Here is an 11,610-nt window from a genome sequence, read left to right as displayed (position 1 = left end):
TCGCGCGCGAAGCGCAGCCCCCAGCGCCGCTCGGCCGCGTCAATCGCCCATGCAGAGTTAAGTTACTTGGAGTCCGCCGCACCGATGCAATAGATCGCCTTGTCGTCGCGGAGGAAGAGCTGGTCGTCCGCCTCGACGAGCGAGGCGTTCGAGCGAACCGGCTCGTCGCCGACCTTGTTCAGGGCGAGCTGTTCGAACGTGTCGCCGGCCGCCAGGACGTACGTGCCGTTCTCCTGCGAAACCGCGTAGATCTTCCCGTCGGCCGCGAGCGGCGAACTGTAGATCAGCCCGGGGCGCGGTTCGAGCCGCTGCTGATAGACGACGTCCCCCGTCGCGGCGTCGAGGCAGAAGGCGATCCCGCGGCTTTCCTGGAAGAAGAACAGCCGCCCGTCAACGTACACCGGCGAGGAGACGTTCGACCCCTTGTCGACCCGCCACAGGACCTGGCTCTGGGTGACGTCGCCGCTGCCGCCGGCGCGGACGGCCGCGGCCGTGTTCTTGCGAGCGCCGATCGCATAGACGATCCCCTCGTGGGCGATCACCGTCGGGCAGATGTAGCCGTCGGGCATCCCCTCGCACCACCACAGCTTGTCGCCGCTCTGCGGATCGTACGCGGTGAGGACGTGGGGGACGTTCAGCACGATCTCCTGCCGGCCGTCGGCCTCGACCAGCGTCGGCGAAGCCCAACAGCGATCGATCCCCTCGACCCGCCACCGCTCGTCGCCGGTGTGCTTGTCGAGCGCCACAAGCGACTTGCTCTCGATGCTCGCGTTGACGACGACCAGATCGCCGACCAGCAGAGGCGAGGTCGCCGAGCCCCAGCCGTGCGTCCCGCTGCCCAAATCGACATGCCAGACTTCTTCCCCCTCGAGATCCAAACAGTACATTCCCGAGGCGCCGAAGAACACGTACAACCGCTCGCCGTCGGTCGTGATCGTGCTCGAGGCATACCCGTGCCGGGCGTCGTTGTCTGGGGCGTACCGCGATTCGGGCAGCTTCGGCTCGAACGTCTTTGTCCAATCGATCTCGCCCGTCCGGCGATCAAGACAAACGACGTGCCGACGGAGACTTGCCTGCTCCCCCGGTTCAGCGATCGATTCGGCGTAGCCCGAGTAGCAGGTCAGATAGATCTTGCCGCCGGAGATCGTCGGACTGCTGGTCCCCAGGCCCGGCAGCTCCCGCTTCCAGACGATGTTCTCGGTTTCGCTCCAAGTCGTGGGGAGGCCGGTCGCTTCGGCGACGCCGGCGCTGCCGGGACCCCGAAAGCCAATCCAGTTCTCGCTCCGAGCCGCCGGCAAGGCGACCAGCGACAGCGAGAGGACCCACAGAGATTTCGCGGCAAGGGGGGACATCGATTATCATTTCTCCCATTCGAGGTGCGGCCTGCGCCGAGGTGCGGCGACTGGTTAGCGTACTGAATCGAGCCGCCCGGGGCGACGTTTTGCCGGCGCGATTGTGAGAGGATTCACCGTAGAGCGGCACGAGGAGACGCCCCATGGCTGGCATGATCTTTTCCGAGCGCGCCCTGCAACTGGTCGCCGAGGAGAAAATCCGCACCGCGATCGCCGAGGGAGAGTTCGACAAGCTCCCCGGCTTCGGCAAGCCCTGCCCGCTGATCGACCAGCCGTACGACCCCCAGTGGTGGGTGCGGGCCAAGCTGCGGCGCGAGGAGCTCGTCTCGCAGGCCCGCGCCGCCGCCGGACGCTCCGCGTCGGGCCCGCTGCAGCAACCTTCCGGTTGACCGGGATGCTGGTCGGTCGCTCGGTCCTCCCCCCGCAGCATCGCGCCGATCGTTACTTCGCGACGATGCGCCAGAGGACGCAACGCCGCGCCGATCCGACCGCGCCGCGAATCCTCAACGCGATCAGCGCGACCTTGCCGATTGGTGACTTGGCGGCGATTCCGACGACTTGTCGGATCACGGAAGTCGTTCCGCGTGACAACGGAGGTTCCCATGGCAGCACCCGGCCCCCTGGACGCATCCCCGGCTCCCCGCAATTTCGGGCTGCCGCCGCTCGTGGCGCCGATGGGCGCCGTTTGCCTTGCGATGCTCGTGACGCAGGTCGCCGTGCTGCGGCCGACGCAACGTCAGGTCGCGGCGCTCGAGGCTCAGTGCGAGTCGCTCGCCGCCGCCTTGACGACGCTGACCGGCGATCCGGCTCGGCTCGATCGCTCCGCCGCGCTGTTGGACAAGTTGGCCGCCCAGGGAGAACGCGTCGCCGCCGCCGAGGCCGCATTGGCGAAGCTCGCGAAGCTGCAGACCCGGCTGACCGCACGGTCGTACGAGCTTGACGGGGCCGTTGAGAAGCTCGATCGGCTCGACGCGGTCCGCGCCGCGATCGCCCGCCATCACCGCGACGTGAACGCGGTGCTCGCCGAGGCGAATCGGCTCGCTTCGACGCACGATCGGCTCGCCGCCTCGCGTCACGCGCTCGCGGGCGCCGAGGAAGCGCTCGTCGAACTCGACGCCCTCCAGGCGACGCTCGTCGAGCAAGCCCGCGCGGCCGGCGCCGCGGCCCGGGCGCTCGACCCGGTCAATCGACTCGCCGAGCGAGTTCTCGAGACCGGCCGCGACGCCGAACGTGCGACCGTCGCGGCCGAACGGTGCGCGGCGCTCCACTCCCAACTGGCTGCACAGCAGCCGAGTCTCGCCGCCGCCGAAGCGACGGTCGTGCAAATCAAGGACTTGGGCGACGAGCTGAACGCCGCGGCGCCGGGGCTGGGCGCGGCTCGCGCGGGGCTGGCTCAGTTGGTCGAGGTCCGCGACCGGTTGGTCGCTCAGGCCGGCGACCTGGAAGCGGCCGCTGTGGCGCTGGACGAACTGGCGACGCTGGGCGAGAAGCTGGCCCCCGCGGCGACGACCGTCGACCAGCTCAAGCGGTTCGTGTTCGACATGATGCTGCTGGAGCCCGCCGCCCATCGAGCCGTCGCGACGCTGGTCCCGGTCAAGCGGCTCGCCCAAGCGGCTCGGCCGGAGACGCCCCCCGAGCCGACCGGCTCCGCGACGCATGCGGCGCCGGCGCCGACGATCTCGACCCCCGCCGACCACGCGGCCCCCGCCGAGGCGATCTACCAATCGCTCAAGTCGGCCGCGAAGACGCTGTGGTGGTTCTAGATCGGGCTTTGCCTGGGTCGTCCGCTATCAGCTATCGGTCGTCAGCTCGCCGGGAGGCGGGGGCCAGGCCATCGGAAAAGTCGTCCTGTTGGCATGGCGTCCCGCTGCAAGCGTCGGTGAGCGTCGCCCTCCGCGAACGGGCGTTGACTCGCCAAACGGCGGCTGACATACTCCCGCCCCGCGCCCTGGGGCGCGGGAACGCTCGGCGCTGCGCCGCTTGTGCGGCGCGCCCGTTCTCCTCGGGACGTCCGGCCCTATGACCTGGTCGCGAGATCAATGGAACTTGCGTTGCCGCAGCGCGCTGCGGTGCGCCCGGCAAGCGGCGGCGTGCGGCCTCGTCGCCGCGTTCCTCGCGACGCTCGGCCTGTCGGCCCGCTGCGACGCGGCGGACTACCGGCCCGCCGCGAGCCAAGAGGAGTTGCTCGAACGATTCGAATTCGACGGCCCCGAACGGACCCTCTCCGATTCCGCGGGCGCAAACAACCGTTCTTCGCTCCTGTCCGGCGAGGCGGCGAAGTTCGACCAATGGCAGCCGATCCTGGGCGAGGACGAATCGAGCCTCCACTGGGACGAAACGATCTGGCGTCCCATGGACCGGATTCGGCACTGGGGCTTCCGGCATTCGTCGACCCACGGTCGCCACGTCGGCCGAGGGCTGCCTCTGGAACGATCGAGCTGGATGAACCGACCGTTCCACGTCGACTGGTTCGCCGGGCCCATGCTGGGGAGCGAGCTTTCCCCCGGCGTCAAACAATCGTCCGACATTCTGGCCGGCTTGCGCGTCGGCTGGGACTTCGACTACTACTGGGGCCTCGATTGGCGCATCGGCTGGGCAAGCCCGCGGCTATCTCAGCTGGAAGACTCGGGCAACCAGATCGAGGGGAGTTACATGGTGAGCGACGTCAGCGTCGTGTACTACCCCTGGGGAGACTCGAAGGTGAGACCCTATCTCACGCTGGGGATGGGGGTGGTCCAACTCGAAAGCTATCGTCTCGACACGAGTCTCACCGAGGACGTCACCCTCCTGGGCATGCCGTTCGGCGCGGGGATTCGCTTCCTGCAAACGCCGTGGCTCTCGTGGCGGCTGGAAATGATGCAAAACCTCGCCTTCGGCGGCAGCGGCGTCAACACGATCGACAACGTGTCGTTCAACGCCGGCATGGAATGGCGACTGGGCGCCAAGCCGAACTCCTACTGGCCATGGCGCACAAGCCGCACAATGTGGTGAGGGGGGCGGGACGTTTGATGCGGGATGGCTGACGTCAATGTACGGCAGACAATACGCAGTCGATGCGCCGACCGCACATCGACAATCCCGCATCCCTCGTCAACCGTCCCCGAGTCCGTACTGATCCGCTTTGCGGCGGAGCGTCGTGCGGTGGACCCCCAGGGTGCGGGCGGCGGATTGGAATTGGCCCTCGCGGTCAAGCGCCGCGGCGAACAGCGCCGGCTCGGCTTCGGCCAGGAACGACTCGTAGACTCGCCCCTGCTCCGCCGGATCGGCTAGCCGCGATTCGGCCCACCGGCGAACCGCCGACGCCAATTCGCTCCCGTCGTTCTTGTTCGCCGCGTCGCGCGGCAACGCCTCGCGCGGCAGCGACGCCGGCAAATGCTCGACCCCCACGGTTCCTTGCCGCGCCATCGCCGCGGCATGTTCGATGGCGTTCCGCAGCTCGCGGACGTTGCCGTACCACGGCCGCCGTTGCAGTTCGGCGCGGGCCGCGTCCCCCAACGCGAGCGATCGGCCGACGGCACGCGCGTACCCGGCCAAAAAGTGATCGGCCAGCGGCCCCACGTCCTCGGGTCGCTCGCGGAGCGCCGGCAGCCGAATCTGCAAAGCCGAGAGGCGGAAATACAGGTCGTGACGAAATTGCCCCGTTTGCACCAGGGCGAGCAGGTCTTTGTGCGTCGCGGCGACGATCCGAAAATCGGTCGCGGTCGGGCGCGTCCCCCCCACGGGGATGATCTCGCCGTGCTCGAGCGCCCGCAGCAGTTTTACTTGCACGGCCAGGGGGATGTCGGCCACCTCGTCGAGAAACAGCGTCCCGCCGTCGGCAGCGGCCAAGAGCCCCGCACGATCGCTCTCGGCGCCCGTGAACGCGCCCCGCACGTAGCCGAACAGTTCGCTCTCGGCGAGCGCCGGGTTGAGCGACGCGACGTTGACGGCGACAAAGGGTCCCGCGCAGCGGCGGCTGTGGTCGTGGATCGCGCGGGCGGCCAGTTCCTTGCCGACGCCGCTCTCGCCCGCCACCAAGACTGAGGTCGGGGCATCGGCCGCGAGGGCCAACTCGCGAAAGGCGGTGCGGATCGCCGGCGAAGCGCCGACCATGCCGTTCGCGGGGAGGAGGGCTTCGGCTGCCTCGGCGGCTCCGCATTGCTCCCCCGGCAGCCCGCCCTGGTCGCGCTGGGCGAGGGCCCGCTCGAGCGAGCGTCGCATCGGCTCCAGGTCGAACGGTTTGACGATGTACTCGAGCGCCGCCGTGCGAACCGCCTCGACTGCCGTGTCGAGATCGCCGTACGCGGTGATCAGCAGCACGGGAGCGTCGTGCGACGCGGCCCGCAGTTGGTCGATCGCCTCGAGCCCGCTCATGCCCGGCAGCCGCACGTCAAGCACAATCACGTCGGGCGCCTCGGCTCGAGCGGAGGCGAGCCCTTCCTCGGCGCTGGCGCAGACAACGCACTCGTGCCCCATGCTTGCAACAAGCCGCTTGAGCCCCCAGCAAATCGCCGGTTCGTCGTCGATGACTAGAATGCGAGGCAAATGGGAGCCTTGATCGAGGACGTTTCGAAGTTCGTTATTTCTTACGCGAAAGACTTCGCGATTCTCGCAGGCGACGCAGAGCGATCGCGCCCCGCTATTCGGCCCGCGCGGGCAGGGCGAGCGTGAACTCGGTTCGCCCGGCGTGGCGCCGCCAGGTCAATGTTCCATTGTGCTGGTCGGCGGCCTGTCGGGCCAGTGCCAGCCCCAGGCCGGCGCCGTCAGGCTTGTCGGTGACCAGCGGCTCGAACATCCGCTCGGCCACCTCTGCGGCGGGGCCGAGACCGGTGTCGCTGACGATTACGACCACGTGATCCCCCCGGCAGAGGACTCCCGTCGTCACCTCGGCGGGGGGAGGGCCGGCCACCGCGGCGTCGATCCCGTTGCGCAGCAGGTTGTCGATCGCCTGCCGCACCGGGATCGCGTCGAGAACCGCCTCCGTCGCTCGCGCCGCAGGTTCCTCCCAGCGCAGTCGCACCCCCAGGTGCGCCGCATACGGCGCCGCGAGTTCCACTCCCTCCGCCGCCAAACGCGCGAGATCGGTCGGGCGGCGCTCCGACTCAGGCGCGGATCGCCCCAGCCGCAGAAAACGCTGCACGTACTCCTCGATGAGTTGCAGTTGCCGGTTCGCCACGGCCAGCGGCTCGTCGCCGGCGCCCGTGCCGGCATGCTCGGCTTGGTGATGCTGCACCGCCAGCCGGGCGCCGGTCGCGGCGTTGCGAATCTCGTGAGCCAGGCCCGCGGAAAGCTGCCCCAGCGTCCTCAATTGCTCGGCCCGGCGCAGTCGCTCGGCATAGTCGGCCAGTTGGCTGGCCGTGCGATTGACTCCGTGCTCCAGGTCGCCGAGCTCGTCGTTGCGGCGCGGCGCCGGCCCCGAGGCGAAATCGCCCGCAGCAATTCGCTCCAGCCGGTCGCCCACGCTCTCGACGGCTCGGCTGACCCGCACCGCGGTCCACCACCCGGCGAGCGTCGCCGCGACGACGGCGGCCAATCCCAGCGCGATCGGCGGTCCCACGGCCGCGGCGATCGCTTCGCGGTAGTCGTCGCGTGGGTAGAGAACGTGCACCACGTCGTCCGGCCGCAGCCGATTGGTCGGCAGACGGGCGTGGAAATAGGAGGCTCCGTCGAGCACGAGTGGCTCCCCGAGGCGGAAGACCTCGGCGTCCGTTCGCATCGCCAACGCCTCGCGGGCCGCGGCGGACAGTTCCAACGTCGCTGTCGCCGGGCGGTCGCGACGGACGACGACGAACTCGGCGCCCGACAGGTCGCGCATCTGCTGCAAGACGTTGGCGGTCAGGGGAAACGACGACTCGGCGAGCGTTTGCCCCACGCCGGCGACTTGCCGCGAGATCCGCTCGTCGACCCGCCGCGCCGCCTCGCGGGCTTGGTACGCCGCTAAGGCCGCGCACGTGACGATCGTCACCGCGACCAACGGCAGCACGAGTTGAACCTTCAGCGGCACGCGCATGAGCCAGGCTCGGCGAACGAAGCGGGACGGGAGACGGGCAGCAAGCCCTTCAGAATGACATGCTCGGGCGCTGAACTCAAACCGCCCGCAGAAGGGGTCGTGATATCGTTTGCGCCCTTGGAAGGGTGGCTGGGGTCGCAGCGCAGCGGAGCCCCCAGGGAATCGCTGGGGGCTCACTTCGTTCGACCCCAGGCGCCCGTCAATTTGGCATATGGAATCACGACCCGCAGAAGGCGTGCTCCCTAGCCGGCTGCAGGTGCGATTCCGGGCAAGGGGGCGGCGCGGAGCGTGTCGCGCGGCGCGCCAAGCATGTCGCGCCGCTGACGCTCGCGCCGAGTCTGCCCTTCCCCGAGGATTCGCCTCGACGCACGAATCCTCGGGTTTGGCCGCACGCGTCGCTCGTCGTTCGCATTGGCGCGGCAGTTGCACTGGACGGGCGATCTCCCCCCGCCGCCTCAGATGGAGCGCCCCGATGCCTGCCGCTGGAACGCGACGTGCTTTTACTTTGGTCGAACTTTTGGTCGTGATCGCGATCATCGGGGTGCTCGTCGCCCTGCTGTTGCCGGCGATCCAAGCGGCCCGCGAGGCGGCTCGGCGCAGCCAGTGCCTCAACCACCTCCGCCAACTGGGGCTCGCGCTTCACAACCACGAGAGCGCCCGCCGCATCCTCCCCCCCAGCGCGAACGTCGACCTGTCGGTCAGCACGACCGCCAACAACGGTTCGTGGGGCATTCATGGCCGGCTGCTCGAGTATCTTGAGCAGGGCAACGTCCGCGCCCAGGTCGACGTCGAGACCGCTTGGGACAATCAGCAGGCGATCAGCGGGCTGTTGATCCCCGTCTTCCAGTGCCCCAGCGACGACAAGGCCGGCGAACTGCGCGACCCAGGAGGCGGCAAGGCGCTGCTCTACGCGACCAACTACGGGTTCAACATGGGGACGTGGTTCGTTTACGATCCCCGCACGAACACGGGGGGGGACGGGCCGTTTTACCCCAACAGCAATCTTCGCGTCGCACAGATCGTCGACGGCCTGAGCCGCACGCTGGCCGCCGCCGAGGTCAAAGCGTGGACGCCCTACGCCCGCAACGGCGGCCCCGGCGCGACGACCATCCCTGACACGGCGGCCGAGGCGGCGACGATCCTCGCCTCGGGACCCGATCTCAAAGACACCGGTCATACCGAGTGGCCCGACGGCCGCGTCCATCACACCGGTTTCACTGCGACAATGACTCCCAACACGTTCGTCGCAATGACCCTCGGCGGCCAGACGGTCGACGGCGACTACAACTCGTGGCAAGAAGGCAAGAACGGTTCGGCCGGCCAGCCCACCTACGCCATCATCACCTCACGCAGCGCCCACCCAGGGGTCGTCAACACGGCCCTGCTCGACGGCTCGACGACGACGATCGCCAGCGACGTCGATCTCGCGGTGTGGCGAGCCTTGGCCACCCGCGACGGCGGCGAGACGCATTAGGCTTTGTCCGAAGCCATGAGCGGCCGGCGCCCGCCGCCGGCATTCCGATCCCACCGGGGACGGGGCGGACCATCCCCTGGCAGGCCTCCGAGCGTGCGCCAGTGAGAGACTGTCAGGAGCGTTGCTCCGTCCCCGGTCTTTGCTCGACCTGCGTCGCTTTCCGTCCACGACCCTTCCAATCGCAAAGCTGCCAAATTGGCGGCCAGCAAGGCTGTGTTGGCCCTCATAGCGGGGGCTCACGCCAATCTGGCAGGGGCGCGCACCGGGGCCCTCATTGCCTAACTCCCTGCTGTGCTTGCACTTGCATGCCAAGGACGATTTGGCGCGCTGATTGCTTTTCCGCGAGCATCGCCGGGATCGCGGTGCGCCTCGCGCAGCACGCTTCTTCGGCGCCGTACCGCAAACCACCAGCCCGGGCTCCTCGGCTCGGGCCAGAGCTCCCACATTTCATTCACCCGCTTCCTCGGAGGAACCCCATGGCCACGGCCACCAAGAAGAAGAGCAAGGTCGCCCTGCAACCCCTGGGCGACAAGGTCGTCGTCAGCCGCGACGAGTCGCAGGAAATCACTGCCGGCGGGATCGTGCTGCCCGACTCGGCCAAGGACAAGCCGAGCCGCGGCACGGTGGTGGCTATCGGCACCGGCAAGTTGCTCGACGACGGCACCCGCGGCGCCATGCAGGTCAAGGTCGGCGACCGGGTTCTCTTCACCAGCTACGCCCCCGAGAACATCGAGATCGACGACGAGGAATATCTCCTCATGAGCGAAGGGGACATTTTGGCGGTCATCGAATAGTCAATCCCGGCCAACCGCCGCCGACGAACCATCCCCGATTGAGCTCCCGATCATTGACCGGGGGCCGAATCGAAGCCCCCCGGCGACTCGCCGGGGGCTAAGTCCCGACACAACAGCCACTAAACCGGAGCCACACCCATGGCCAAGATGATTGCTTTCGATCAGGAAGCTCGCGACGCAATGCGTCGCGGCGTGCAGAAGCTCGCCCGCGCCGTGAAGGTCACCCTCGGCCCCAAGGGCCGCAACGTGATCTTGCAGAAGTCCTTCGGCTCGCCCACCGTCACCAAGGACGGCGTGAGCGTCGCCAAGGAAATCGAGCTTGAGGACGTGTATGAGAATATGGGCGCGCAAATGGTGAAAGAGGTCGCCAGCAAGACCTCCGACGTCGCCGGCGACGGCACGACCACGGCCACGGTCCTTGCCGAGGCGATCTTCAACGAAGGCCTCAAGGCCGTCGTCGCCGGGGTCAACCCCGTGCAGATGAAGCAGGGCATCGAGAAGGCGGTCGAGGACGTCACCGCCGAGCTCAAGAAGATGTCGATTAAGATCAAGAGCACCCAGGAAATGGCCCAGGTCGGCACGGTCGCCTCGAACGGCGACACCGAGATCGGCCAGATGCTCGCCCAGGCCATGGAGAAGGTCGGCAAGGACGGCGTCATCACCGTCGACGAAGGCAAGAGTCTGGCGACCGAGGTCGAGTGGGTCGAAGGCATGCAATTCGACCGCGGATACCTCTCCCCCTACTTCGTCACTGACAGCACCCTCATGGAGTGCGTCCTCGAGGACTGCTACGTCCTGATCCACGAGAAGAAGATCTCGAGCGTCAAGGACCTCGTCCCCTGTCTCGAGGCGGTCGTCAACAGCGGCAAGCCCTTGTTGATCGTCGCCGAGGACATTGAGGGCGAGGCGCTCGCCACCTTGGTCATCAACAAGCTCCGCGGCACGTTCAACGTGGCCGCGGTCAAGGCGCCCGGCTTCGGCGATCGCCGCAAGGCGATGCTCGAAGACATCGCAATCCTCACCGGCGGGCAGGCCATCTTCGAGGACCTCGGCATCAAGCTCGAAGGGGTCGGCCTCAAGGAACTCGGCCGGGCCAAGAAGGTGATCATCGGCAAGGACAACACGACGATCATCGAGGGCGCCGGCAAGAGCGCCGACATCAAGGGCCGCATCGACCAGATCCGCCGCGAGATCGACAACACCACCAGCGACTACGACCGCGAGAAGCTCGAAGAGCGGCTCGCCAAGTTGGCCGGCGGCGTGGCGAAGGTCAACGTCGGCGCCGCGACCGAAAGCGAAATGAAGGAGAAGAAAGCCCGCGTCGAGGACGCCCTGCACGCCACCCGGGCGGCGGTCGAGGAAGGCATTCTCCCCGGCGGCGGCGTGGCCCTGCTGCGGGCCAGCGCGAAGCTGAAGCCGCAGGGGCTCACTCACGACCAGGAGGTCGGCTACAAGATCGTCCTGCGGGCCTGCCGGTCGCCGCTGACCGCGATTGCCAACAACGCGGGCCAGGACGGCGGAATCGTGTGCGAAAAGGTCGTCAGCTCGACCGGCGGCCAAGGCTACAACGCCGCGACCGACGTCTACGAGGACCTCGTCAAGGCGGGCGTCATCGACCCGACCAAGGTCACCCGCACCGCCCTGCAAAACGCCGCGAGCGTCGCGACGCTGCTTCTTACTTCCGACGCGCTGATCGCCGAAGCGCCGAAGAAGGACAAGAAGGGCGCCGCCGGGGCCCCGGGCATGGACGACATGTATTGAAATTCATGGAAGACGCCCAGCCGGACAACCCGCCGCCGATCCCGCGAGCCCGCCTCGCCCAGCGACGGTCCGTCCTGCAAGGCGACTAAGCGTGAAAGAACCAACGAGCCCCGGCCTTGCGGCCGGGGCTCGTTTCTTGTAGCCACTTGCAGTATCGCCAGCACGTGAACCTCTTACAACTGCTAAGCGTCCGATCCGAGTAGCCAAGTTGACATTGCTAGCGTCTTTGCCACTCGAATT

Annotated in this window: 9 protein-coding genes; 6 read left to right on the top strand and 3 right to left on the bottom strand. The window is 67.9% G+C overall.

Going from position 1 to position 11,610, the window contains the following annotated elements:
• Positions 1 to 62: 62 nt before the first annotated feature.
• Positions 63 to 1,352 carry a PQQ-binding-like beta-propeller repeat protein gene (locus KF688_11970; protein ID MBX3426388.1) on the bottom strand — a complete coding sequence of 430 codons (1,290 nt, stop codon included), beginning with the start codon at positions 1,350 to 1,352 and terminating at the stop codon, positions 63 to 65.
• Between the two features lie 143 nt (positions 1,353 to 1,495).
• Here KF688_11970 and KF688_11965 point away from each other — a divergent pair, with 143 nt between their 5' ends.
• The 3 genes from KF688_11965 (at position 1,496) to KF688_11955 (ending at position 4,343) form a co-directional block, all read left to right on the top strand.
• Complete coding sequence (locus tag KF688_11965; protein ID MBX3426387.1) at positions 1,496 to 1,741, top strand: DUF1992 domain-containing protein; 246 nt, start codon at positions 1,496 to 1,498, stop codon at positions 1,739 to 1,741.
• A 213-nt stretch (positions 1,742 to 1,954) separates the two neighbouring features.
• Complete coding sequence (locus tag KF688_11960) at positions 1,955 to 3,115, top strand: hypothetical protein (GenBank protein MBX3426386.1); 1,161 nt, start codon at positions 1,955 to 1,957, stop codon at positions 3,113 to 3,115.
• A gap of 256 nt (positions 3,116 to 3,371) precedes the next feature.
• On the top strand, positions 3,372 to 4,343 hold the full coding sequence (locus KF688_11955; protein MBX3426385.1) for a hypothetical protein: 972 nt from the start codon (positions 3,372 to 3,374) through the stop codon (positions 4,341 to 4,343).
• Between the two features lie 99 nt (positions 4,344 to 4,442).
• Here KF688_11955 and KF688_11950 read toward each other — a convergent pair whose 3' ends face one another.
• A complete protein-coding gene (locus KF688_11950) occupies positions 4,443 to 5,876 on the bottom strand; it encodes a sigma-54-dependent Fis family transcriptional regulator (protein ID MBX3426384.1) in 1,434 nt (477 codons plus the stop codon).
• Positions 5,877 to 5,970: 94 nt separating this feature from the next.
• Positions 5,971 to 7,341, bottom strand: coding sequence for a HAMP domain-containing histidine kinase (locus KF688_11945; protein MBX3426383.1), 1,371 nt, complete (start codon positions 7,339 to 7,341; stop codon positions 5,971 to 5,973).
• 472 nt (positions 7,342 to 7,813) lie between these two features.
• On the opposite strand from KF688_11945, the gene KF688_11940 reads away from it, so the two are divergent.
• The 3 genes from KF688_11940 (at position 7,814) to groL (ending at position 11,370) form a co-directional block, all read left to right on the top strand.
• Positions 7,814 to 8,815, top strand: a complete 1,002-nt coding sequence (locus tag KF688_11940) for a DUF1559 domain-containing protein (protein ID MBX3426382.1) — start codon at positions 7,814 to 7,816, stop codon at positions 8,813 to 8,815.
• 476 nt (positions 8,816 to 9,291) lie between these two features.
• A complete protein-coding gene (locus KF688_11935; GenBank protein MBX3426381.1) occupies positions 9,292 to 9,609 on the top strand; it encodes a co-chaperone GroES in 318 nt (105 codons plus the stop codon).
• 138 nt (positions 9,610 to 9,747) lie between these two features.
• On the top strand, positions 9,748 to 11,370 hold the full coding sequence (gene groL, locus KF688_11930; GenBank protein MBX3426380.1) for a chaperonin GroEL: 1,623 nt from the start codon (positions 9,748 to 9,750) through the stop codon (positions 11,368 to 11,370).
• Positions 11,371 to 11,610: the final 240 nt, after the last annotated feature.

The organism is Pirellulales bacterium, from assembly GCA_019636345.1.
Classification (GTDB): domain Bacteria; phylum Planctomycetota; class Planctomycetia; order Pirellulales; family Lacipirellulaceae.
The sequence above is the reverse complement of the archived record's forward strand: the minus strand, read 5'-3'. Positions and strand labels throughout refer to the sequence as shown.